The sequence below is a fragment of the Rhodanobacter sp. Soil_C_14 genome, assembly GCF_057657335.1.
The window spans coordinates 658,262-682,404 of record NZ_JBDGIQ010000001.1; the positions used below are offsets into that span (position 1 = coordinate 658,262).

Genomic DNA, 24,143 nt, shown 5'->3' on the forward strand with positions numbered 1-24,143 from the left:
CCTTTATGCCTTCTTGGCTTCCTTCAGGGTGATCTTCTCGCCGGAGTAGCGCACGCCCTTGCCCTTGTAGGGTTCCGGCGGACGGAAACCGCGAATCTTGGCAGCAACTTGGCCCACCACCTGCTTGTCCGCGCCCTTGATAAGGACTTCGGTCTGCGTCGGGGTTTCGATGCTGATGCCTTCCGGCGCCTCGAAGACCACCGGGTGCGAGAAGCCCAGGCTCAGGTTCAGCGACTTGCCGGCCATGGAAACGCGATAGCCGACGCCGACCAGCTCGAGCTTGCGCTCGTAGCCGGTGGACACACCGGTGACCATGTTGGCCAGCAGCGCACGAGCGGTACCGCCGAACTTGTCGTCGGCGCCCTCGTCCAGGCTGATGTTCGCCACACCGTTTTCGACTGCAACGGTGACGCCCGGCAGGTGATGCACGGACAGGGTGCCCTTCGGGCCTTTCACCGAGATCTGGTCGTTGCCGACGGTCAGCTCGACGCCCTTCGGCAGGGAAATGGGTTGTTTGGCAACACGTGACATCGAAGGACTCCTTATGCCACTTGGCCGATGACTTCGCCGCCCAGACCCTTGGCACGGGCCTGCGCATCGGTCAACAGACCAGCGGAAGTCGAGATGATCGAGATACCCAGGCCACCGAGGACCTTCGGCAGCTCGTCCTTGCCGCGGTATACACGCAGGCCGGAACGGCTGACACGGGAAATGCGCTCGATGGCCGGCTGGCCCTCGAAATACTTGAGCTTGATCTCGAGCACCGGCTTGCCTTCCTCGGCGGAAGTCTTGGCGTCGAGGATGTAGCCCTCGTTCTTGAGAAGGTCGGCGATCGCCACCTTCAGTTTCGACGACGGCATACGCACGGTCGGCTTGCCCATGGCCTGGGCATTGCGGACGCGCGTGAACAGATCGGCGATGGGATCAGTCATGCTCATGAAAACATCCTTCAGAGTGCACCGATATCCGATAAAACCGGAAATCAATCAGATTGTGAGCTGGCAAGACGCCAGCCTGCGTTGCGCAGACCGCCGACTATAACAGCAATTTCAGGTTTTGGCGAATAGCGATGCGGTAGTCGCATCCGGCAGCCGCAACAACCGTTGCGGCCGACCACGACGAGGCGGGCAATCTGCCCGCCCGCCAGTGCGGAACGTTGTTGGGTTACCAGCTGGCCTTGCGCAGACCCGGCACGTCGCCGCGCATGGTCGCTTCACGCAGCTTGTTGCGGCCCAGGCCGAACTTCGCATAGACCGCACGCGGACGACCGGTCAGCGCGCAACGGGTCCGCTGGCGCACCGGACTCGCATCGCGCGGCAGCTTCTGCAGCTTGGTCTGAGCTTCCATCTTCTCCTCGTAGGAGGCCTTGGGGCTCAGCACGATCGCCTTCAGCTCGGCGCGCTTGGCGGCGAACTTCTCGACGAGTTTGGTCCGCTTGATATCGCGGTTCACCATTGATGTCTTGGCCATGGATAACGCCTATCAGTTGCGGAACGGGAAGCTGAACGCTGCCAGCAGGGCTTTCGCCTCTTCGTCGGTCTTGGCGGTGGTGGCGATGGAGATATCCATGCCGCGCAGCGCGTCAACCTGGTCGAAGTCGATCTCAGGGAAGATGATCTGTTCCTTGATGCCGAAGTTGTAGTTGCCACGGCCGTCGAAGGCCTTCGCCGAGACACCACGGAAGTCGCGCACGCGCGGCAGCGAGATGTTGATCAGGCGATCCATGAACTCCCACATCTGGGCGCGACGCAAGGTGACCTTGCAGCCGATCGGCCAGCCGTCGCGGATCTTGAACGAGGCCACCGAAACGCGGGCCTTGGTCGTGATCGGCTTCTGACCCGAGAGCTTGGCCATGTCGGCCACGGCGTTCTCCAGGATCTTCTTGTTGCCGGCAGCTTCACCCACGCCCATGTTCAGCGTGATCTTGGTGATGCGGGGAACCTGCATCACGTTCTGGTAGCCGAACTGCTCGGTGAGCTTGGCGACTACCTTCTCTTTGTAGAAATTTTCGAGGCGGGTCATGATCGTGATTCCTTACGCGTCCACGACCTCGCCATTCGAACGGAACACGCGGACCTTGCGCCCATCTTCGAGCGTTTTGGTGCCGACGCGTTCACCCTTGTTCGTGGCGGGGTTGAACAGCTGCACATTGGAGAGATGGATCGAGGCCTCACGCTCGACGATGCCACCGGCCTGATTGGCCTGCGGATTCGGCTTGGTGTGGCGCTTGACCAGGTTCACGTTGGAGACGAATACACGCTCGCCTGCAACACGCAGCACGTCGCCGCGCTGACCCTTGTTCTTGCCGGTGATCACGAGGACCTGATCACCCTTGCGGATACGGTTCATATCTTGACTCCGCTCAGAGCACTTCGGGCGCAAGCGAGACGATCTTCATGAACTTCTCGCTGCGCAGCTCGCGGGTGACCGGCCCGAAAATACGGGTGCCGATCGGCTCGAGCTTGTTGTTGAGGAGGACCGCTGCATTGCCGTCGAAACGGATCAGCGAACCATCGGGACGGCGGACACCCTTGGCGGTGCGAACCACCACGGCATTGTACACCTCGCCCTTCTTGACCTTGCCGCGGGGAATCGCATCCTTCACGGTGACCTTGATGACGTCACCGATCGCGGCGTAACGACGCTTGGAGCCGCCGAGCACCTTGATGCACATCAATTCCTTCGCGCCGCTGTTGTCCGCTGCGGAAAGCGTGCTTTGCATCTGGATCATGTCTGCACCCTCCCTTAGACGTTGGCGCGCGTGATGATCTCGACCACGCGGTGATGTTTGGTCTTGGACAATGGACGGCACTCGGCGATACGCACGAGGTCACCCTCGTTCGCACCCAGGTCGTCCTGCGCATGCAGCTTGGTCGACCGGCGGATGATCTTGCCGAGCAGCCAATGCTGCTCCTGACGCTCGACCAGGACGGTAACCGTCTTGTCCATCTTGTTGCTGGTGACGCGACCTTCGAGGGTACGCGTCTGCTTCTTGTCAGATTGAATCTGGTTGTCGCTCATGTCGGCCGTCCCTTACTTCTTGCTGCCGAGCACGAACTTCGTGCGGGCGATGTCGCGCCGAACGCGGCGCAGCTGGTGCGGCTGGGTAAGCTGGCCGGAACCCTTCTGCATGCGCAGATTGAACTGCTCCTTGCGCAGGTCCAACAGATGCTGCTTCAGCTCGTCGGCCGACTGGTTGTTGATATCTTTGCTGGCCATCACATCACCGCCCGGGTCACAAACTGGGTCTGCACCGAGAGCTTGGCGGCGGCCAGGCGGAACGCCTCGCGTGCCGTCGTCTCGTCGACGCCCTCGATCTCGTAAAGCATGCGACCAGGCTGGATCGGAGCGACCCAGAACTCGACGCTGCCCTTGCCGGCGCCCATGCGGACTTCGATGGGCTTCTTGGTGATCGGCTTGTCGGGGAACACACGGATCCACAACTTGCCGCCACGCTTGACGAAGCGGGTGATGCAACGACGGGCGGCTTCGATCTGGCGCGCGGTGAGCGCACCGTGGGTCGTCGCCTTCAGGCCGTACTCGCCAAAGCTGACGAGGTTGGAGCACTGAGCCAGACCGTCGTTGCGGCCCTTGAACTGCTTGCGGTATTTGGTTCGCTTAGGTTGCAACATGGCAACTCTCCTTACTTCGCAGACCGCTCGCGGCGGCCGTCACCGGCCTCGCGACGCGAATCGTTACGACGACCTTCGCCACCTTCGCGGCGCGGCTGCGACGGCTCGTCCTTCGACTCCTGGCTGGCAGCGGCCAGATCGAAGATCTCGCCCTTGTAGACCCAGACCTTGATGCCGATGATGCCGTAGGTGGTTTTCGCCTCGGCCGTGCCGTAGTCGATGTCGGCGCGCAGCGTGTGCAGCGGCACCCGACCTTCGCGAGCCCACTCGGAACGGGCGATCTCGGCACCGTTCAGACGACCGGAAACGTTGATCTTGATGCCCAGGGCGCCCAGGCGCATCGCGTTGCCGACCGAGCGCTTCATCGCGCGGCGGAACATGATGCGACGCTCCAGCTGCTGCGCGATCGACTCGGCAACCAGCTGCGCGTCCAGCTCGGGCTTGCGCACTTCATTGACGTTGATGTGCGTCGGAACGCCCATCATGTCGCTGACTTCCTTGCGCAGCTTCTCGATATCCTCGCCCTTCTTGCCGATCACCACGCCCGGACGGGCGGTGTGGATCGTCACGCGTGCGGTCTTGGCCGGACGCTCGATCTGGATCTTCGAGATGCCGGCGGCAGCCAGCTTCTTCTTCAGCATGTCGCGGACCTTGATGTCGGCCACGAGATACTTCGCGTAATCGCCCTTGTTGGCGTACCACTTCGAGTTCCAGTCCTTGGCAATGCCGAGGCGGATACCGGTGGGATGAACTTTATGACCCATCGTCTATGTCCCCGGTCAGTTACCAACAACCACAGTGATGTGGCTGGTGCGCTTGAGAATGCGCGAACCGCGGCCTTTGGCGCGGGCATACATGCGCTTCATCGCCGGACCTTCGTCGACGAAGATGCTGGCCACTTTCAGCTCGTCGACGTCGGCGCCGAGATTGTTCTCGGCGTTGGCGACGGCCGACAGCAGCACCTTGCGGACAAGGTGTGCGGCCTTCTTGTTGGTATAGGTGAGCACGTCGCTGGCCCGGCCCACGGGAAGCCCGCGGACGAGATCAGCCACCAGGCGTGCCTTTTGCGCCGAAATGCGGGCGCCGCGCAGGATCGCTTTGGCTTCAGTGCTCATCACTTGCCCTTCTTGTCGCCGACATGGCCTTTGAACGTGCGGGTCACCGCGAACTCGCCGAGCTTGTGCCCGACCATGTTCTCGTTGATCAGGACGGGCACGTGCTGACGGCCGTTGTGGATGGCGATGGTCAAGCCGACCATTTCCGGCAGGATCATCGAGCGACGCGACCAGGTCTTGATCGGGCGCTTGTTGTTGGCGGAAACCGCAGCTTCCACCTTCTTTACGAGGTGAAGGTCGACGAACGGACCTTTCTTCAAAGAGCGAGGCATGTCGGCTTCCTGTTACTTGGTACGACGACGCACGATGAACTGCTGCGTGCGCTTGTTGTTACGGGTCTTGTAACCCTTGGCCGGCGTGCCCCACGGGCTGACCGGATGACGACCGCCGGAGGTCTTGCCTTCACCACCACCGTGCGGATGGTCGACCGGGTTCATCACCACACCGCGAACGGTCGGGCGAATACCCAGCCAGCGCTTGGCGCCGGCCTTGCCGAGCTTCTTCAGGCTGTGCTCGCCGTTGCCGACTTCACCGATGGTGGCGCGGCAATCGACCGAGACGCGACGCATCTCGCCGGAGCGAAGACGCAACGTGGCGTAGCCGGACTCGCGGGCCACCAGCTGCACGGAGGCGCCGGCGCTGCGGGCGATCTGCGCGCCCTTGCCCGGACGCAGTTCGATGCAGTGAATGGTGCTGCCCATCGGGATGTTGCGCAGCTGCAGGCAGTTGCCAGCCTTGATCGGCGCGTCACGACCGGACACCAGGCGATCGTCCACCTGCACGCCCTTCGGCGCGATGATGTAACGACGCTCGCCGTCGGCGTAGCACAGCAACGCGATGTGCGCGGTGCGGTTCGGATCGTATTCGATGCGCTCGACGCGGGCGGCGATGCCTTCCTTGTCGCGCTTGAAATCGATGATGCGGTAATGCTGCTTGTGACCGCCGCCACGATGACGCACGGTGATGCGACCGTGGTGGTTGCGGCCGCCGGTGCGGGACTGTGACTCGGTCAACGCCGCGTACGGCGCGCCCTTGTACAGGCCTTCCGTCTTGACGCTGACTGCGTCGCGACGACCCGGCGAGGTCGGCTTGTGGTTGATTAGTGCCATCTCACAGAACTCCTGGCTCAGGCCTTGGCGGCGACGTCGATGGTCTGGCCATCGGCAAGACGCACGTAGGCCTTGCGCTTGCCCTGGCGGCTGCCAGCGCGTTGACGAAAGGCTTTGACCTTGCCCTTGGTGTTGACGAGGTTCACCTGTTCGACCTTGACGTCGAACAGCTTCTCCACGGCAGAACGGACATCGGCCTTGGTTGCCGTGGGGGCGACCACGAATACGTACTGGTTGTGCTCGGCGAGACGCGCCGATTTCTCGGAGATGTGCGGCGCGCGCAGCGTGTCGAGAATGCGTTCGTTGTTCATGCCAGCCACTCCTCGACCTTCTTCACGGCGTCAACCGTCATCACCACATGGTCGGAACCGACCAGGCTGACCGGGTTCAGACCCATCACATCCAGCACATGGATGTAGGGGATGTTGCGGGCAGCCAGGAACACTGCCTCGGAGGCGTCTTCGGACACCAGCAGCACGCGACCGGAAACTTCCAGCTCGGCCAGCTTGGCAACCATCAACGAGGTCTTCGGGGACTCGACGCCGAAGCTCTCGACGACCTTCAGGCGACCCTGACGGGCCAGCTCGGAGAAGATCGAGCGAATCGCGACGCGGTAGGCCTTGCGGTTAACCTTCTGCTCGTAGCTGCGGGGCTTTGCCGCGAACGCACGACCGCCGCCGACAAAGATCGGAGCGCGATAGTCGCCGTGACGGGCGCCACCGCCCTTCTGCTTCTTGAACTTCTTGGTGGTGCCGGACATCTGGCCGCGCGACAGCTGCGACTGGGTACCTGCACGACCGGCCGCCTGGTAGGCGATCACGACCTGGTGGACCAGTGCCTTCTTGTACTCGCCGCCGAACACTTCGTCCGACACGCTGAGCGGCTTGGCGCCAATAACATTGAGTTCCATGGCGTCTCTCCTCAGCTCTTCGTCGTCGGGCGGATGATGACGTCGCCACCGGTTGCACCCGGCACCGCGCCCTTCACCGCAATCAGATGACGCTCGGCGTCGACCTTGACCACTTCCAGACCCTGCTGCGTGCGGTTGACCGCACCCATGTGGCCGGACATCTTCTTGCCCGGGAACACGCGGCCCGGGGTCTGGCGCTGGCCGATGGAGCCCGGCGCGCGATGCGACAGCGAGTTACCGTGGGTGGCATCACCCATCTTGAAGTTCCAGCGCTTGATCGTGCCCTGGAAGCCCTTGCCCTTCGACACGCCGGCGACATCGACGATCTGGCCAACGGTGAACACGTCGTCAGCCTTGATCTCGGCGCCCACTTCGTACTTGCCGAGGTCATCGGCAGACACGCGGAATTCCCACAAGCCACGACCCGGCTCGACCTTCGCCTTCGCGTAGTGACCCTTCAGCGGCTGCGTCAGGAGGTTTGCGCGCTTGCTGCCCGCGGAAACCTGGACGGCGCTGTAGCCATCGTTATCGTCCGTCTTCAGCTGGGTCACCCGGTTCGGCGTCGCTTCGATCAGCGTCACCGGAATCGAGCGGCCATCTTCAGTGAAGAGCCGGCTCATGCCGCATTTGCGGCCAACCAATCCGATACTCATATTCGTATCCTGTCTGTCGCTCAACCGAGCTTGATCTGAACATCGACGCCAGCGGCGAGATCAAGCTTCATGAGCGCGTCCACGGTCTTGTCGTTCGGGTCGACGATATCGAGCACACGCTTGTGGGTACGGGTCTCGTACTGGTCGCGTGCATCCTTGTCGACGTGCGGCGACGTCAGAATGGTGTAACGCTCGATCTTGGTCGGAAGCGGAATCGGGCCGAGTACCGTGGCACCCGTGCGCTTTGCCGTCTCGACGATCTCGCTGGCGGAGCGGTCGATCAGTCGATGATCGTACGCTTTCAGCCGAATCCGAATCTTCTGGTTCGCCATAACCGTGTCCTGTTGTCTAAAGAACGTAATGTGAAACGAAGCGGCTTCTCACCGCCCCGCACTACCTTTTGCCACTGCATCGGCGTCGCGCGGTGAACTGCATGACCCCTCTGAAAAACGCCAGGCGAGCAACGGAACGCTCGCCTGGCACAATCCGAATCTCGCGCAAAATGACGTGTCGACAGGATCTGCCCTGTCATCACGTCGACTTGCGAGGGCCGATCCACGGCCAGCGAACTCGAAACACATCCTGTGTCTCATTTCGCGGTAGGTCAGCCAAAACATGTCTGGCTGACGAGTGAGCTGCCAAGTATACCGACAAAACTTCAACAAGTGAAGGGGGTGTAGCGCGATCCGGAGATCACCACCTTGCCGATCGGGTTACTGGCTTACAGGTGCCGGGGAACGGGGAACGCGGCTTTGGCTCGCTCCGTTCCCCGTTCCCCGCTTTTTCTTACTTGATGACCTTGGCCACCACGCCGGCGCCGACGGTGCGGCCGCCTTCGCGGATGGCGAAACGCAGGCCTTCGTCCATCGCGATCGGGTGGATCAGACTCACCACCATCTTCACGTTGTCACCCGGCATCACCATCTCCACGCCTTCCGGCAACTGGCAGGCGCCGGTCACGTCGGTGGTGCGGAAGTAGAACTGCGGACGGTAACCCTTGAAGAACGGCGTATGACGGCCACCCTCGTCCTTCGACAGCACGTAGACCTCGGCCTCGAAGTCGGTGTGCGGGGTGATCGTGCCCGGCTTGGCCAGCACCTGGCCACGCTCCACGTCGTCACGCTTCAGGCCGCGCAGCAGCAGACCGGCGTTGTCGCCCGCCTGACCCTGGTCCAGCAGCTTGCGGAACATTTCCACGCCCGTGACGGTCGTCTTCTGCGTGTCGCGGATACCGACCACTTCGATTTCGTCGCCGACCTTGATGATGCCGCGCTCGATACGACCGGTCACCACGGTGCCGCGGCCCGAGATCGAGAACACGTCTTCCACCGGCATCAGGAACGGCTTGTCGATCGTGCGCACCGGCTCCGGGATGTAGCTGTCCAGCGCGTCCACCAGCTTGATGATCGACGGCACGCCGATGTCGCTCTGGTCGCCTTCCAGCGCCAGCTTGGCCGAACCGTGGATCATCGGGGTGTCGTCGCCCGGGAACTCGTACTTCGACAGCAGTTCGCGCACTTCCATCTCGACCAGTTCCAGCAGCTCGGCGTCGTCCACCATGTCCGCCTTGTTCAGGTAGACCACGATGTACGGCACGCCGACCTGGCGCGACAGCAGGATGTGTTCGCGGGTCTGCGGCATCGGGCCATCAGCGGCCGAGCACACCAGGATCGCGCCGTCCATCTGCGCCGCACCGGTGATCATGTTCTTCACGTAGTCGGCATGGCCCGGGCAATCCACGTGCGCGTAGTGGCGCAGCGGCGACTCGTATTCCACGTGGGCGGTCGAGATCGTGATGCCGCGCGCCTTCTCTTCCGGCGCCGCGTCGATCGCGCTGTAGTCCTTGAACTCGCCACCGAAACGTTCCGCCCCGACCTTCGTCAGTGCGGCCGTCAGCGTCGTCTTGCCGTGGTCCACGTGACCAATCGTGCCGACGTTGACGTGCGGCTTGGTGCGTTCGAATTTACCCTTTGCCATGACTCAAACCTCTGAGATAACTTGAATTTGATAATGCGTCCACGAAGGGGCGCCGTTGGAGGCGACGACACGAGTGCCGCGCCTTGATCCCTGCTAACGCGATCAAGAAGATCGCACGGCTTACGCCTTCTTCATCACCTGTTCGGCGACGTTGGTCGGCGCCTCGGCGTAGTGATCGAATTCCATGGTGAAGGTGGCCCGGCCCTGCGTCAGCGAACGAATCGTGGTCGCGTAACCGAACATTTCACCCAGCGGCACTTCGGCGTTGATGGTCTTGCCCGACGGCGTATCTTCCTGGCCGGTGAGCATGCCGCGACGCTTGCTGATGTCGCCCATCACGTCGCCCATGTAGTCCTCGGGGGTGACGATCTCGACCTTCATGATCGGCTCGAGCAGCACCGGGCTGGCCTTGTTGAAGCCCTGCTTGAACGCCATCGACGCAGCGAGCTTGAACGCCATTTCCGAGGAGTCGACGTCATGGTAGGAACCGAAGACCAGCTTGGCCTTCACGTTCACCACCGGGAAGCCGGCCAGCGGACCGCTGGTGATCGTCTCGCGCAGACCCTTTTCGACCGACGGGATGAATTCCTTCGGAATCACGCCACCGGTGATGTCGTTGATGAACAGGAAGTCGTCCTTGATCAGCGCGGCGATCTTCTCGTCCGCGCGATCCGCTTCGCTGATCGGCGACATCTCGATCACGACGTGACCGTACTGGCCCTTGCCGCCCGACTGCTTGGCGTGCTTGTAGTCCGACTTCACGTCCGCCAGGCGGATCGTTTCGCGGTAGGCCACCTGCGGCTTGCCGACGTTCGCCTCGACGTTGAACTCGCGGCGCATGCGGTCGACCAGGATGTCCAGGTGCAGCTCGCCCATGCCGGAGATGATGGTCTGGCCCGATTCCTCGTCGGTACGCACGCGGAACGACGGATCTTCCGCGGCCAGACGGCCGAGGGCGATGCCCATCTTTTCCTGGTCCGACTTGGTCTTCGGCTCGACCGCCATCGAGATCACCGGCTCCGGGAACGACATCCGCTCCAGGGTGATGATGTGTTCCTGCGAGCACAGCGTGTCACCGGTCGTCACGTCCTTCAGGCCAACCGCGGCGGCGATGTCGCCAGCACACACTTCCTTCAGTTCGTGACGCTCGTTGGCGTGCATCTGCAGGATGCGGCCCACGCGCTCCTTCTTGCTCTTGACCGGGTTGTACACGGCATCGCCGGAGTTCAACGTGCCCGAGTAGACACGGAAGAAGGTCAGCGAACCCACAAACGGGTCGGTCATGATCTTGAATGCCAGCGCGGAGAACGGCGCCTTGTCGTCCGCGGGACGGCTGGCCTCGTTGTCGTCCTCGTCGATGCCGGCCACCGGCGGGCGGTCGGCGGGCGACGGCAGCAGCTGCACCACCGCGTCGAGCATCGCCTGGACGCCCTTGTTCTTGAACGCGGTACCGCAGAACACCGGGATGATCTCGTTGGCCAGCGTGCGCTGGCGCAGACCGGCGATGACTTCGGCCTCGGACAGGTCGCCGCCTTCCAGGTACTTGTTCATCAGCTCTTCGGTGGCTTCCGCCGCCGACTCGACCATGAACGCATGCGCCTCGGTGGCAACGTCGACCAGGTCCGCCGGGATGTCGCGGTACTCGAACTTCATGCCCTGGGATTCCATGTCCCAGATGATCGCCTTCATCTTCAGCAGGTCGACCACGCCCTCGAAACCGTCTTCGGCACCGATCGGCACCTGCATCGGCACCGGATGCGCGCCCAGGCGAGCCTTCAGCTGGCTGACGACCTTGTCGAAGTTGGCGCCGGTGCGGTCCATCTTGTTGACGAACGCAAGACGCGGCACCCGGTACTTGTTGGCCTGGCGCCATACCGTTTCGGACTGCGGCTGCACGCCACCGACCGCACACAGCACGAACACCGCGCCGTCGAGCACGCGCAGCGAACGCTCCACCTCGATGGTGAAGTCGACGTGTCCCGGGGTGTCGATGATGTTGAAGCGGTGCTGCTCCATGGAGCCGTCCATGCCCTTCCAGAACGCCGTCGTTGCCGCCGACGTAATGGTGATGCCACGCTCCTGCTCCTGCTCCATCCAGTCCATCGTGGCCGCACCGTCGTGCACCTCGCCAATCTTGTGACTGACACCGGTGTAGAACAGGATGCGCTCGGTCGTGGTGGTCTTGCCGGCATCGATGTGCGCCATGATGCCGAAGTTGCGATAGCGCGCGAGGGGAGTGGTACGTGCCATGGATATCTACCTGTATCGGGCGATCCTGCCCAGGATTCACGCAGCCATCCGGCTGCAGCTTTTATGAAAAGTCCGGCATGGGCGCCGGATCCTTTTTCCGCCATCGGCGAGGCGAAGAGCCATCAGCCGACTCGTGCCGCCGATGAGGGCGGCACGGAAACCGCACTTACCAGCGGTAGTGCGAGAAGGCCTTGTTGGCCTCGGCCATGCGGTGCGTTTCTTCACGCTTCTTGGCAGCGCCGCCGCGGCTCTCGGAGGCTTCCAGCAGCTCGGCAGCCAGCTTGCGCGGCATCGAGGTCTCGCCGCGCTTGCGCGCCGCGTCGATGACCCAGCGCATCGCCAGCGCCATGCGGCGACCCGGACGCACTTCGACCGGCACCTGGTAGGTGGCGCCACCGACACGGCGGGACTTCACCTCGACCGCCGGAGCGATGTTGTTCAGCGCCTTCTCGACCAGAGCTACCGGCTCGGCGTTCTTTTCGCCAATGTGCTGCAGGGCACCGTAGACGATGCTCTCGGCGACCGACTTCTTGCCGCTCTTCATCACCATGTTGATGAAACGGGCGATCAGCTGGCTGCCATGCTTGGGATCCGGCAGAACCAGACGGGCGGGATGTGAACCTTTACGCGACATGTTTGTTGTCCGTTATTTTCGCGGACATTCCTGCCCGCCTGTAAAGCGGCCAGCGAGGGCCGCGCGACATTACTTCTTCGGGCGCTTGGCGCCGTACTTCGAGCGCGACTGACGACGCTTGGTGACACCGGCGCAGTCCAAGCTGCCGCGCACCGTGTGGTAACGCACACCGGGCAGGTCCTTGACGCGACCGCCGCGGATCAGCACCACCGAGTGCTCCTGCAGGTTGTGACCTTCGCCACCGATGTAGCTGATGACCTCGAAACCGTTGGTCAGGCGCACCTTGGCAACCTTGCGCAACGCCGAGTTCGGCTTTTTCGGGGTGGTCGTGTAGACGCGGGTGCAGACACCACGACGCTGCGGGCTGCTCTGCAGGGCCGGCGACCCGCTCTTGTAGGTCTTGGGGCTGCGCGATTTGCGCACCAACTGATTGACTGTCGTCATGCGTAGCTGTTCCTGAAAACATAAAGGCAGCCCGATCAAGCTCGGTCTGCCAAGAAGCGGGAATTTAACATGAGCAGCCTGCCATAGGCAAGCCAACGCTCAGTCGTCCTGGACCCGAACACGAGGTGCGTCCATGCACCTCATTTCGTATGTCAGCGAGCAATACCCCTAACGGGCTTACTCGACACCGTTTTCACTACCGACCGGAGCCTCGGCGAACGAAGCTGCAGGCGTGGCGCTGGAGAGAGTTTCCAGATCCGAGGCGGACAAACCGCCCTGGCGACGACGCGATGCGTGGTACGCCAAGCCTGTACCTGCCGGAATTAGACGGCCGACAATAACATTTTCCTTCAGGCCACGCAAGGTATCGCGTGTGCCACGAACCGCCGCCTCGGTAAGGACGCGGGTGGTTTCCTGGAACGAGGCCGCCGAGATGAACGACTCGGTCGCCAGCGAGGCCTTGGTGATGCCCAGCAGGATCGACTGATACTGCGCCGGACGCTCGCCCTTGCTTTCGGCACGATCGTTTTCGCCATTGATCCGCACGCGCTCGATCTGCTCGCCGCGCAGGTAATGACTGTCACCCGGCTCGACGATCTCGACCTTGCGCAGCATCTGGCGAATGATCGCTTCGATGTGCTTGTCGTTGATCTTCACGCCCTGCAGGCGGTACACGTCCTGGATTTCCTTGACCAGGTACGAGGCCAGCGGCTCCACGCCCAGCAGGCGCAGGATGTCATGCGGGCTCGGCTCGCCGTCGACGACGGTTTCGCCCTTCTCCACATGCTCGCCTTCGAACACGATGACCTGGCGCCACTTCGGAATCAGCTCTTCGTGCTCATTGCCGTCGACGTCCTTGATCACCAGGCGCTGCTTGCCCTTGGTGTCCTTGCCGAAGCTGATGATGCCCGAGCGCTCGGCCAGGATCGCCGGCTCCTTCGGCTTGCGTGCCTCGAACAGGTCGGCCACGCGGGGCAGACCACCGGTGATGTCGCGGGTCTTCGACGATTCCTGCGGGATACGGGCGACGACGTCGCCCACGCCCACTTCGGCACCGTTCTGGATCGACACGATCGCACCGGCCGGCAGGAAGTACTGCGCGGCGATATCGGTACCCGGCAGCTTCAGCTCGCGACCCTTGGCATCTTCCAGGCGCACGATCGGACGCAGGTCCTTCGCCTGCGCGCCGCGGCGCTTCGGATCGGTCACCACCGCCGACTCCAGGCCGGTCAGCTCGTCGGTCTGGCTCTGCACGGTGACGCCATCGAGGAAGTCGATGAAGCGCACCACGCCGGCCACCTCGGTGACGATCGGATGGGTATGCGGGTCCCAGTTGGCCACGGTCTGGCCGGGCTTGACCGCCGCACCGTCCTTGACCGCGATGGTGGCGCCGTACGGCACCTTGTAGCGCTCGCGCTCGCGGCCGCTGGCGTCGATCACGCTCAGTTCGCCCGAACGCGACACCGCGACCAGGTGGCCGGCCTTGTGCTGCACCGACTTCAGGTTGTTGTACTTCAGCGAGCCGGTGGTCTTCACCGTCACGTTGTCCACCGCCGCCGCACGCGAAGCCGCGCCGCCGATGTGGAACGTACGCATGGTCAGCTGGGTGCCGGGCTCGCCGATCGACTGCGCGGCCACCACGCCCACGGCTTCACCCATGTTGACCAGATGGCCACGGGCCAGGTCGCGGCCGTAGCACAGCTTGCACACGCCATGCTCGGCTTCGCAGGTGATCGGCGAACGCACCTTGATCAGCTGCACGCCGGCCTTGTCGAGCTTCTCGACCAGGGCCTCGTTGAGCAGGGTGTCGCGGGTGACGATCGGCTGGTCGTCGTCGCCGGGGGCGTAGACGTCCTCGACCACCACGCGACCCAGCACGCGCTCGCGCAACGGCTCGACCACATCGCCACCTTCGACGATCGGCTGCATGATGATGCCGTCCTCGGTGCCGCAGTCATCCATGGTGATGACCACGTCCTGCGCCACGTCGACCAGGCGACGGGTCAGGTAACCGGAGTTCGCCGTCTTCAACGCGGTATCCGCCAGGCCCTTTCGAGCGCCGTGGGTCGAGTTGAAGTACTGCAGCACGTTCAGGCCTTCGCGGAAGTTGGCCTTGATCGGGGTCTCGATGATCGAGCCATCCGGACGGGCCATCAGGCCGCGCATGCCGGCCAGCTGGCGAATCTGCGCCACCGAACCACGGGCGCCGGAGTCGGCCATGATGTACAGCGAGTTCATCGACTTCTGGTTGACCATCTTGCCGTCGGCATCCTTCACCTTCTCGGTGCCGATGCCGTCGATCATCGCCTTGGCGACCAGTTCGCTGGTGCGCGACCAGATGTCGACCACCTTGTTGTAGCGCTCGCCGGCGGTGACCAGACCCGACTGGTACTGCTGCTGGATCTCGACGACTTCCTTCTCGGCTTCTTCCAGGATCGGCTTCTTCTCGTCCGGGATCAGCATGTCGTCGATGCCGATCGAGATGCCCGAACGGGTCGCGTAGCGATAGCCGGCGTACATCAGCTGATCGGCGAACACGACCGTGTCCTTCAGGCCCAGCAGACGGTAGCTGGAGTTGATCAGGCGCGAGATGTTCTTCTTGGTCAACTCGGTGTTGGCCAGCTCGAACGGCAGGCCTTCGGGCATGATTTCGGCCAGCAGGGCACGACCCACCGTCGTGTCGACGATCCGGGTCTGCTGCGTGCGGGTGCCGTCTTCGGCGATGTGCACCAGCTTCATGCGCACCTTGACCTTGGCGTGCAACTCCACCGCGCGGTTGTCGTACGCACGACGCGCCTCGCCGATGCCGGAGAACACCATGCCGGTGCCCTTGGCGTTGATCAGCTCACGGGTCAGGTAATACAGACCCAGCACCACGTCCTGCGTCGGCACGATGATCGGCTCGCCGTTGGCCGGCGACAGGATGTTGTTGGTCGACATCATCAAGGTGCGCGCTTCCAGCTGCGCCTCGATCGACAGCGGCACATGGACGGCCATCTGGTCGCCGTCGAAGTCGGCGTTGAACGCGGTACACACCAGCGGATGCAGCTGGATCGCCTTGCCTTCGATCAGCTTCGGCTCGAACGCCTGGATGCCGAGGCGATGCAGGGTCGGCGCGCGGTTCAGCATGACCGGATGTTCGCGGATCACCTCTTCGAGGATGTCCCAGACCTGGGCTTCCTCGCGCTCGACCAGCTTCTTGGCCGCCTTGATGGTGGTGGCTTCGCCACGCGCCTGCAGCTTGGCGAAGATGAACGGCTTGAACAGCTCAAGCGCCATCTTCTTGGGCAGACCGCACTGGTGCAGGCGCAGGGTCGGACCGACCACGATCACCGAGCGACCGGAGTAGTCCACGCGCTTGCCCAGCAGGTTCTGGCGGAAGCGGCCCTGCTTGCCCTTGATCATGTCGGCCAGCGACTTCAGCGCGCGCTTGTTGGTGCCGGTGATGGCACGGCCGCGGCGGCCGTTGTCGAGCAGCGCATCGACCGATTCCTGCAGCATGCGCTTCTCGTTGCGCACGATGATGTCAGGCGCGTTGAGCTCGAGCAGCCGCTTCAGACGGTTGTTGCGGTTGATCACGCGGCGATACAGGTCGTTCAGGTCGGAGGTGGCGAAACGGCCACCGTCCAGCGGCACCAGCGGACGCAGGTCCGGCGGCAGCACGGGCAGCACGGTCAGCACCATCCACTCCGGCTTGTTGCCGGATTCCAGGAACGCCTCGATCAGCTTCACGCGCTTGGTGAGGCGCTTCAGCTTGGTCTCGGAGTTGGTGGAGGTGATCTCTTCCTTCAGGCGGATGACTTCGCCCGGCAGGTCCAGCGACTTCAGCAGGTGGAAGACGGCCTCGGCACCCATGCGGGCATCGAATTCGTCGCCGTGCTCTTCGGTCGCTTCGAGGTACTGGTCTTCGCTGAGCAACTGGCCGCGCTCGAGCGCGGTCATGCCTGCATCGATCACCACGAAGGCCTCGAAGTACAGGATGCGCTCGATGTCGCGCAGGGTCATGTCCAGCATCAGGCCGATGCGCGAGGGCAGCGACTTCAGGAACCAGATGTGCGCGGTCGGGCTGGCCAGTTCGATGTGGCCCATGCGCTCGCGGCGCACCTTGGCCAGCGTCACTTCGGTGCCGCACTTCTCGCAGACCACGCCACGATGCTTCATGCGCTTGTACTTACCGCACAGGCACTCGTAGTCCTTCACCGGCCCGAAGATCGCGGCGCAGAACAGGCCGTCACGCTCCGGCTTGAACGTGCGGTAGTTGATGGTTTCCGGCTTCTTCACTTCGCCGTACGACCACGAGCGGATCAGCTCCGGCGACGCGAGCGCGATCTTGATCGCGTCGAAGTCAGGCGTCGCGCGCTGCTGGTTGAAGAGGTTGAGCAAGTCTTTCATTTGAATCTCCGGTCGGAGCTTGTCTTGGGTCGAGGTCCGCGATTCGAACAGGATCAGGTTCGCCGGATCCGGGAGCGGGAGCCGGGCCTGCCTTCGCAAGTCCCGAATCCCGTCTCCCGAATCCCGCCAATCACTTGGCCTCTTCCAGGTCGATGTTGATGGCGAGCGAGCGGATTTCCTTCACCAGCACGTTGAAGGACTCCGGCATGCCCGCGGACATCTCGTGGTTGCCGTCGACGATGTTCTTGTACATCTGGTTGCGGCCCTGCACGTCGTCGGATTTCACCGTCAGCATTTCCTGCAGGGTGTAAGCCGCGCCGTAGGCTTCCAGCGCCCAGACTTCCATTTCGCCGAAGCGCTGGCCACCGAACTGCGCCTTGCCGCCCAGCGGCTGCTGGGTGACCAGCGAATACGGACCGGTGGAGCGCGCATGCATCTTGTCGTCAACCAGGTGGTTGAGCTTCAGGTAATGCATGTAGCCCACGGTGACCGGGCGATCGAACGCCTCGCCGGTGCGGCCGTCGTACAGCGTGGTCTGGCCCGATTCGGGCAGATCCGCCAGCTTCAGCATCGCCTTGATCTCGGTCTCTTCGGCACCGTCGAACACCGGCGTCGCCATCGGCACGCCTTCCTGCAGGTTGGTGGCGAGCGCGAAGATCTCCTTGTCGGTGAGCGACTTCAGGTCGACGTGCTGCACGGCACCGGCCACGTGGGTGTTGTAGATCTGGTCGAGGAACTCGCGGATCTTGGCGACCTTCTCCTGCGCTTCGAGCATCTTCTGGATCTTCTTGCCCAGGCCCTTGGCGGCCCAGCCCAGATGGACTTCCAGAATCTGGCCGATATTCATGCGCGACGGCACGCCCAGCGGGTTCAGGCAGATGTCCACCGCCTCGCCGTTGGCCATGTACGGCATGTCTTCCACCGGCACCACGTTCGACACCACGCCCTTGTTGCCGTGGCGACCGGCCATCTTGTCGCCCGGCTGGATGCGGCGCTTCACGGCCAGGAACACCTTGACCATCTTCAGCACGCCCGGCGCGAGGTCGTCGCCCTGGGTGATCTTGCCCTGCTTCTCCTTGAAGCGCTTGTCGAACTCTTCCCGGTGGCGCTTGATCTGGTCAGCGGCACGCTCGAGGAATTCGGTGACGTCCTCGTCCTTGACGTTGATCTTGAACCAGTCGTCCTTCTTAAGGCCGTCCAGGTAGGCGTCGGTGATCTCGGTGCCACGCTTCAGGCCACCCGGGCCGCTCATCGCGGACTTGCCGAGCAACTGGGTGCGCATGCGGCTGTAGATCGCGCCTTCGAGGATGCGGAACTGGTCGTCCAGATCCTTGCGGATCCGCTTGACCTCGGTTTCCTCGATCTGCTTGGCGCGCTTATCCTTCTCGATGCCGTCACGGGTGAACACCTGCACGTCGATGACGGTGCCGTCCATGCCCGGCGGCACGCGCAAGGACGAGTCCTTCACGTCGGACGCCTTCTCGCCGAAGATCGCGCGCAGCAGCTTCTCTTCCGGGGTCAGCTGGCTTTCGCCCTTCGGCGTGACCTTGCCGACCATGATGTCACCGGCCTTGACCTCGGCACCGATGTAAACGATGCCGCTCTCGTCGAGTCGAGCAAGAGCTTGCTCGCCCACGTTCGGGATGTCGGCGGTGATTTCCTCGGCACCCAGCTTGGTGTCGCGCGCGATGCAGGACAGCTCCTCGATGTGGATCGAGGTGTAGCGGTCTTCCTGCACGACGCGCTCGGACAGCAGGATCGAGTCTTCGAAGTTGTAGCCGTTCCACGGCATGAACGCGATCAGCATGTTCTGGCCGAGCGCGAGCTCGCCCAGGTCGGTCGACGAACCGTCGGCCAGCGTGTCGCCCTTCGCCACCACGTCACCCACGTTCACCAGCGGACGCTGGTTCAGGTTGGTGTTCTGGTTGGAGCGGGTGTACTTGGTCAGCGTGTAGATGTCGACGCCGGCGTCGTTGTCGCCGACCTCTTCCTCGTTCACGCGCACCACGATACGGGCCGCGTCGACCTGGTCGATCACGCCGCCGCGCTTGGCGGAGACGATGACGCCCGAGTCGCGCGCCACGGCGCGCTCGATGCCGGTGCCCACCAGCGGGGTCTGCGAACGCAGGGTCGGCACGGCCTGACGCTGCATGTTCGCGCCCATCAGCGCGCGGTTCGCGTCGTCGTGCTCCAGGAACGGCACCAGCGCCGCGGCGACCGACACGGTCTGCATCGGCGAGACGTCCATGTAGTCGACTTCAGCGGCCGGACGCAGCTCGGATTCGCCACGGAAACGGCAGGACACGAAGTCCTCGATGAAGGCGCCGTGCTTGTCCAGCGGCGAGTTCGCCTGGGCGATCACGTGATCGCCTTCCTCGATCGCCGACAGGTAGTCGACCTTGTCGGTCACCTTGCCACCCGCGACCTTGCGGTACGGCGTCTCGAGGAAGCCATACGAATTGGTGCGGGCATACACGGCCAGCGAGTTGATCAGGCCGATGTTCGGGCCTTCCGGCGTTTCGATGGTGCAGACGCGGCCGTAATGGGTCGGATGCACGTCGCGCACTTCGAAGCCGGCGCGTTCGCGGGTCAGGCCGCCCGGCCCAAGTGCCGACACGCGGCGCTTGTGGGTGACTTCCGACAGCGGGTTGTTCTGGTCCATGAACTGGGACAGCTGCGAGGAGCCGAAGAACTCCTTCACCGCGGCCGCCACCGGCTTGGCGTTGATCAGGTCCTGCGGGGTCAGGCCATCGGCCTCGGCCAGCGACAGGCGCTCGCGCACCGCACGCTCCACACGGACCAGGCCGATGCGGAAGGTGTTCTCGGCCATTTCGCCGACCGAACGCACGCGGCGGTTGCCCAGGTGGTCGATGTCGTCGACGGTGCCATGACCGTTCTTGATGTCGATAAGCACCTTCAGCACGTCGAGGATGTCGGAGCTCTCGCCCTGCTCGGCGACCAGGCGCTGCGACTCGTCTTCCTTGCGCTCGCTGAAGTACTTGTGGTCGTACAGCACGCCCGGGCCGAGGATTTCCTTGCGGCCCACGCGACGGTTGAACTTCATCCGGCCCACGGCCGACAGGTCGTAGCGATCGAAGGTGAAGAACAGGTTGAAGAACAGGTTCTGCGCGGCATCCTTGGTCGGCGGCTCGCCCGGACGCATCATGCGATAGATTTCCACCAGCGCCTCCAGCGGCGTCTTGGTGTTGTCGATGCGCAGGGTGTGCGAGATGTAGGCGCCGCGATCCAGGTCGTTGACGTACAGCGTCGGCACGGTCTCGATGCCGGCCTTGCGGAACGCTTCCATCTGCTCGGCGGTGATCTCGTCGTTGGCCGAGGCCAGCAGCTCGCCGGTCTTGGCGTCGACGATGTCGGTGGCCACGATGCGGCCGACCGGGTAGTCATCCGGCACTTCCAGCGCGGTGATGTTCTCCGCGGCCAGCTGACGCACGTGGCGCGCGGTGATGCGCTTGCCGGCTTCCACCAGCACCTTGCCGCCGATCGCCAGGTCGAAGGACAGCGTCTCGCCGCGCAGGCGCTCGGCGACGAGCTCCAGCGTGGTGCCGCCCTTCTTGCCCAGGTGGAACACGTTGTGCTCGAAGAACGTGGCGAGCATTTCTTCGTTGTTGTAGCCGAGCGCACGCAGCAGCACCGTCACCGGCAACTTGCGGCGACGGTCGATGCGGGTGAACAGCGCATCCTTCGGATCGAACTCGAAGTCCAGCCACGAACCACGGTAGGGGATCACGCGGGCGGAGAACAGCAGCTTGCCCGAGCTGTGCGTCTTGCCGCGGTCGTGGTCGAAGAACACGCCCGGCGAACGATGCAGCTGCGAGACGATCACGCGCTCGGTGCCGTTGATGATGAAGGTGCCGGTGTCGGTCATGAGCGGAATCTCGCCCATGTAGACCTCCTGCTCCTTGATGTACTTGACCACCTTCTTCGAGGCCGGGCTGTCCTTGTCATAGATGACCAGGCGCACGGTGGTGCGCAGCGGCGCACCGTAGGTCATGCCGCGGTTGCGGCACTCGCGCTCGTCGAACGCCGGCTCGCCGAGGCGGTAGTCGACATACTCGAGTGCGGCATTGCCCGAATAGCTGGAAATCGGGAACACCGACTTCAACGCGGCATGCAGACCCTTCTCGCCACGCTGTTTCGGCGCAACATGCTCCTGCAGGAACTCCCGATAGGAATCAGTCTGGATGGTCAGCAGGTTTGGCACGCCCAGTACGGGCGGACGCTTGCCAAAGTCCTTGCGGATGCGTTTCTTCTCGGTAAACGAGTAGGCCATGATCGGTAGCGCCTCGGTTCGCAGTGACGCCGGTGGTGCACACACCGGCTGAATGAAAAAATCTTGTCTTTGCCGGATGGCCAAGGCCATCCGGGGCGGGGATTTGGGAATCGAGAATCGGGAATCGTCAAAGCGGAGCGCGCGCTTTCTTCAACAATTCCCGATTCTCCATTCCCCATTCCCGTTCAAACGGGCAAAGCCCGGGAGCTTTCGCTCCCAGGCTTGCTTTGACATCAAGTCGAAGCAGCGGCGTACAAACGCCGATTACTTCAATTCGACGGTAGCGCCGGCAGCTTCGAGGTCCTTCTTGAACTTCTCGGCGTCTTCCTTGGACACGGCTTCCTTCAGGACGCCGCCGGCCTCGGTGAGGTCCTTGGCTTCCTTCAGGCCCAGGCCGGTAATCGCGCGGACAGCCTTGATCACGTCGACCTTCTTGGCGCCGGCGTTCTTCAGGATCACGTCGAACTCGGTCTGCGCTTCGGCAACCGGAGCAGCAGCGGCCGGGCCGGCCACGGCAACGGGGGCAGCGGCGGTCACGCCAAACTTCTCTTCGATGGCCTTCACCAGGTCCATCACTTCCATCAGCGACTTGGCGGCGACGGCTTCAACGATCTGTTCGTTGGTCAGGGACATTGCATTTACCTCTGGAAATAGATTCGGATTGATAGACGATGAACTTAGGCGGGTTCGGCTTCAGCCGGGGCTTCAGCGGCGACTTCGCCACCACCCTGCTGATCGGCGACGGCCTTGACGACGCGCGCAAACATGGTGGCCGGTTCGGCCAGCACGCGGGCCAGCATGGCCAGCGCCTGTTCGCGGGTCGGCAACGCGGCCAGCACGTCGACGTGCGACGCCGGCAGCAGCTTGCCTTCCACCGAGACGAGCTTCGCCTTCAGCTTGTCGTTGCCCTTGGCAAATTCCTGGATCAGACGCCCGGCAGCGCCGGGTTCTTCGGTCGAGAATGCGTACAGCAGCGGACCGACCAAGACGTCCTTGACGACCTCGAATTCGGTACCGGCCACGGCGCGCGACGCCAGCGTGTTCTTGACAACTCGCAAGTACACACCGGATTCGCGGGCCTTCTTGCGCATCGCGGTCATCTGAGCGACCGTGGTGCCCGCATACTCGGCAGCAACCAGGGAGTGAGCCTTCGAAGCAACGTCTGCCAGTTCGGCGACTACTTCTTTCTTCTGTGACAGATTGAGAGCCATTGCACTCCTCCAAATGAACTCCGCTCACGGCTCCTGCCGCTTGCGGTCCTGGGCGACGCCATCCGTGACGTCGGGGACATTGCGGTGTCCCGGGTGTTGGCCTTTCCAGAAGTCGAACGATTCCAGAAGGGGCAGCACCATCTGCGCAGGCCGGATTGCAAGAACCCGATTAAGCAACCCCGTTGGCGACGCCGGCGATTCCCTGCCGTCACCGAGCTCCCTGCCCGTCGTCGTCGCGCGCTGGTTGCGCCTGCGGTCTTTGACAGCGGTCCCGCCCCATGCAGCAGGCCGGAACTGCCCTCAAAAACTGCCCGCGCCGCCCGAATCAGGCGCCGCGGGACTTGAGTCTTACTTGGCGGACAGGGTCAGCGACGAGGTATCGACGGCAACGCCGACGCCCATCGTGCTGGACAAGGCCACTTTCTGCAGGAACACGCCCTTGGCGGTGGACGGCTTGGCCTTGACCACATCGCCGATCAGCGTGTTCAGATTGTCCGCCAGCTGTGCCGGATCGAAGCTGGCCTTGCCGATGGTGGCGTGGATGATGCCCGCCTTGTCGTTGCGGAACTTCACCTGGCCGGCCTTAGCATTGGTCACCGCGGTGGCGACGTCGGCGGTGACCGAGCCGTCCTTCGGGTTCGGCATCAGGCCGCGCGGGCCGAGCAGCTGGCCGAGCTTGCCGACCACGCGCATCGCGTCCGGCGTGGCGATCACGCGACCGAAGTCGAGATCACCGGCCTGCATGCGCTCGGCCAGGTCGTCCATGCCGACGGCGTCGGCACCGGCGGCCTTGGCAGCCTCGGCCTTTTCGCCCGGCGGGCAGAACACGGCAACCTTGACGGTCTTGCCGGTGCCATGCGGCAGCAGCGAGGAACCACGCACGCCCTGGTCCGACTTCTTGGCGTCGATGCCCAGACGCACCGCCACGTCCACCGACTCGGCGAACTTCGCCTTGGCGTTGTCCTTGATGATCTTCAGCGCCTCTTCCAGGCCATAGAACTTGCCCGGCTGCACCGCGGCCTGAGCCGCCTTCATACGCTTCGTGAGCTTTGCCATGTCTTAACCCTCCACCACAAGGCCCATGCTGCGGGCGCTACCGGCAATGGTGCGCACCGCGGCGTCGAGATCGGCAGCCGTCAGATCCGGCTCCTTCTGCTTTGCCACGTCTTCCAGCTGCTTGCGGGTGACCTTGCCCACCTTGTCGGTGTTCGGCTTGGACGAACCCTTCGCGGTGCTGGTGATCTTCTTCAGAAGAATCGTGGCCGGCGGGGTCTTGGTGATGAAGGTGAAACTGCGGTCGGAATACGCCGTGATGATGCACGGGATCGGCAGACCCGGCTCCAGCTTCTGCGTGGCGGCATTGAAGGCCTTGCAGAACTCCATGATGTTCAGGCCGCGCTGACCGAGGGCGGGACCGACCGGCGGCGAGGGGTTGGCCTGACCGGCCTTGACCTGCAGCTTGATGTAACCGACAACTTTCTTTGCCATGGGATTTTCCTCGCGAGTCCAGGCGCCTTGCGGCTCC

Annotated in this window: 27 protein-coding genes; all 27 read right to left on the reverse strand. The window is 63.3% G+C overall.

What is annotated here, in order from left to right; all coding sequences use genetic code 11:
• Positions 1-3: 3 nt before the first annotated feature.
• The 27 genes from rplF to rplK all read right to left on the reverse strand — a co-directional run bounded on the left by rplF (position 4) and on the right by rplK (position 24,106).
• Positions 4-531, reverse strand: coding sequence for a 50S ribosomal protein L6 (rplF, locus tag AC3A56_RS03080; RefSeq protein WP_056714873.1), 528 nt, complete (start codon positions 529-531; stop codon positions 4-6).
• A gap of 11 nt (positions 532-542) precedes the next feature.
• Positions 543-938, reverse strand: coding sequence for a 30S ribosomal protein S8 (rpsH, locus tag AC3A56_RS03085; RefSeq protein ID WP_007808190.1), 396 nt, complete (start codon positions 936-938; stop codon positions 543-545).
• A 226-nt stretch (positions 939-1,164) separates the two neighbouring features.
• Positions 1,165-1,470 (reverse strand): 30S ribosomal protein S14, encoded by a 306-nt coding sequence (rpsN, locus tag AC3A56_RS03090; protein WP_007808191.1) that lies wholly within the window; start codon positions 1,468-1,470, stop codon positions 1,165-1,167.
• Positions 1,471-1,482: 12 nt separating this feature from the next.
• Positions 1,483-2,025: a 50S ribosomal protein L5 gene (rplE, locus tag AC3A56_RS03095; RefSeq protein ID WP_193385070.1), complete on the reverse strand. Its 543-nt coding sequence runs from the start codon at positions 2,023-2,025 to the stop codon at positions 1,483-1,485.
• A 9-nt stretch (positions 2,026-2,034) separates the two neighbouring features.
• Positions 2,035-2,349, reverse strand: a complete 315-nt coding sequence (gene rplX / locus AC3A56_RS03100; protein ID WP_007082185.1) for a 50S ribosomal protein L24 — start codon at positions 2,347-2,349, stop codon at positions 2,035-2,037.
• 13 nt (positions 2,350-2,362) lie between these two features.
• On the reverse strand, positions 2,363-2,731 hold the full coding sequence (rplN, locus tag AC3A56_RS03105) for a 50S ribosomal protein L14 (RefSeq protein ID WP_007513359.1): 369 nt from the start codon (positions 2,729-2,731) through the stop codon (positions 2,363-2,365).
• 14 nt (positions 2,732-2,745) lie between these two features.
• Positions 2,746-3,021, reverse strand: coding sequence for a 30S ribosomal protein S17 (rpsQ, locus tag AC3A56_RS03110; protein WP_056714870.1), 276 nt, complete (start codon positions 3,019-3,021; stop codon positions 2,746-2,748).
• Between the two features lie 12 nt (positions 3,022-3,033).
• A complete protein-coding gene (gene rpmC, locus AC3A56_RS03115) occupies positions 3,034-3,219 on the reverse strand; it encodes a 50S ribosomal protein L29 (RefSeq protein WP_007808194.1) in 186 nt (61 codons plus the stop codon).
• Positions 3,219-3,632 carry a 50S ribosomal protein L16 gene (gene rplP / locus AC3A56_RS03120; RefSeq protein WP_007808195.1) on the reverse strand — a complete coding sequence of 138 codons (414 nt, stop codon included), beginning with the start codon at positions 3,630-3,632 and terminating at the stop codon, positions 3,219-3,221. The genes rpmC and rplP overlap by 1 nt, the downstream gene beginning before the upstream one ends.
• Before the next feature lie 11 nt (positions 3,633-3,643).
• A complete protein-coding gene (gene rpsC, locus AC3A56_RS03125; RefSeq protein WP_007808196.1) occupies positions 3,644-4,396 on the reverse strand; it encodes a 30S ribosomal protein S3 in 753 nt (250 codons plus the stop codon).
• Between the two features lie 15 nt (positions 4,397-4,411).
• Positions 4,412-4,747 (reverse strand): 50S ribosomal protein L22, encoded by a 336-nt coding sequence (rplV, locus tag AC3A56_RS03130; RefSeq protein WP_007513348.1) that lies wholly within the window; start codon positions 4,745-4,747, stop codon positions 4,412-4,414.
• Positions 4,747-5,019, reverse strand: a complete 273-nt coding sequence (rpsS, locus tag AC3A56_RS03135; protein WP_007082178.1) for a 30S ribosomal protein S19 — start codon at positions 5,017-5,019, stop codon at positions 4,747-4,749. Before rpsS ends, rplV begins: the two co-directional genes overlap by 1 nt.
• Before the next feature lie 12 nt (positions 5,020-5,031).
• A complete protein-coding gene (gene rplB / locus AC3A56_RS03140; RefSeq protein ID WP_007808200.1) occupies positions 5,032-5,856 on the reverse strand; it encodes a 50S ribosomal protein L2 in 825 nt (274 codons plus the stop codon).
• Positions 5,857-5,873: 17 nt separating this feature from the next.
• Positions 5,874-6,167 (reverse strand): 50S ribosomal protein L23, encoded by a 294-nt coding sequence (gene rplW, locus AC3A56_RS03145; protein ID WP_007808202.1) that lies wholly within the window; start codon positions 6,165-6,167, stop codon positions 5,874-5,876.
• The gene (gene rplD / locus AC3A56_RS03150; RefSeq protein WP_007808203.1) at positions 6,164-6,766 is read right to left on the reverse strand and encodes a 50S ribosomal protein L4; all 603 of its coding nucleotides are present in this window, start codon (positions 6,764-6,766) and stop codon (positions 6,164-6,166) included. Before rplD ends, rplW begins: the two co-directional genes overlap by 4 nt.
• An 11-nt stretch (positions 6,767-6,777) precedes the next feature.
• Positions 6,778-7,419 carry a 50S ribosomal protein L3 gene (gene rplC, locus AC3A56_RS03155; protein WP_007808204.1) on the reverse strand — a complete coding sequence of 214 codons (642 nt, stop codon included), beginning with the start codon at positions 7,417-7,419 and terminating at the stop codon, positions 6,778-6,780.
• A 20-nt stretch (positions 7,420-7,439) separates the two neighbouring features.
• Positions 7,440-7,751 carry a 30S ribosomal protein S10 gene (rpsJ, locus tag AC3A56_RS03160; protein WP_007082173.1) on the reverse strand — a complete coding sequence of 104 codons (312 nt, stop codon included), beginning with the start codon at positions 7,749-7,751 and terminating at the stop codon, positions 7,440-7,442.
• Positions 7,752-8,205: 454 nt separating this feature from the next.
• A complete protein-coding gene (tuf, locus tag AC3A56_RS03165) occupies positions 8,206-9,396 on the reverse strand; it encodes an elongation factor Tu (RefSeq protein ID WP_056764501.1) in 1,191 nt (396 codons plus the stop codon).
• Positions 9,397-9,516: 120 nt separating this feature from the next.
• A complete protein-coding gene (gene fusA, locus AC3A56_RS03170) occupies positions 9,517-11,646 on the reverse strand; it encodes an elongation factor G (RefSeq protein ID WP_056764596.1) in 2,130 nt (709 codons plus the stop codon).
• 166 nt (positions 11,647-11,812) lie between these two features.
• The gene (gene rpsG / locus AC3A56_RS03175; RefSeq protein ID WP_007514548.1) at positions 11,813-12,280 is read right to left on the reverse strand and encodes a 30S ribosomal protein S7; all 468 of its coding nucleotides are present in this window, start codon (positions 12,278-12,280) and stop codon (positions 11,813-11,815) included.
• 69 nt (positions 12,281-12,349) lie between these two features.
• Positions 12,350-12,724, reverse strand: a complete 375-nt coding sequence (gene rpsL / locus AC3A56_RS03180; protein WP_007810190.1) for a 30S ribosomal protein S12 — start codon at positions 12,722-12,724, stop codon at positions 12,350-12,352.
• Positions 12,725-12,901: 177 nt separating this feature from the next.
• The gene (gene rpoC, locus AC3A56_RS03185) at positions 12,902-17,116 is read right to left on the reverse strand and encodes a DNA-directed RNA polymerase subunit beta' (protein WP_056714031.1); all 4,215 of its coding nucleotides are present in this window, start codon (positions 17,114-17,116) and stop codon (positions 12,902-12,904) included.
• A 130-nt stretch (positions 17,117-17,246) separates the two neighbouring features.
• Positions 17,247-21,410: a DNA-directed RNA polymerase subunit beta gene (gene rpoB / locus AC3A56_RS03190; RefSeq protein WP_487769625.1), complete on the reverse strand. Its 4,164-nt coding sequence runs from the start codon at positions 21,408-21,410 to the stop codon at positions 17,247-17,249.
• Positions 21,411-21,671: 261 nt separating this feature from the next.
• A complete protein-coding gene (rplL, locus tag AC3A56_RS03195) occupies positions 21,672-22,040 on the reverse strand; it encodes a 50S ribosomal protein L7/L12 (protein WP_007810198.1) in 369 nt (122 codons plus the stop codon).
• A gap of 44 nt (positions 22,041-22,084) precedes the next feature.
• Complete coding sequence (gene rplJ / locus AC3A56_RS03200) at positions 22,085-22,618, reverse strand: 50S ribosomal protein L10 (RefSeq protein ID WP_007810200.1); 534 nt, start codon at positions 22,616-22,618, stop codon at positions 22,085-22,087.
• Positions 22,619-22,966: 348 nt separating this feature from the next.
• The gene (rplA, locus tag AC3A56_RS03205) at positions 22,967-23,674 is read right to left on the reverse strand and encodes a 50S ribosomal protein L1 (protein WP_056714025.1); all 708 of its coding nucleotides are present in this window, start codon (positions 23,672-23,674) and stop codon (positions 22,967-22,969) included.
• 3 nt (positions 23,675-23,677) lie between these two features.
• Positions 23,678-24,106 (reverse strand): 50S ribosomal protein L11, encoded by a 429-nt coding sequence (rplK, locus tag AC3A56_RS03210; RefSeq protein ID WP_007810203.1) that lies wholly within the window; start codon positions 24,104-24,106, stop codon positions 23,678-23,680.
• Positions 24,107-24,143 lie beyond the last annotated feature (37 nt).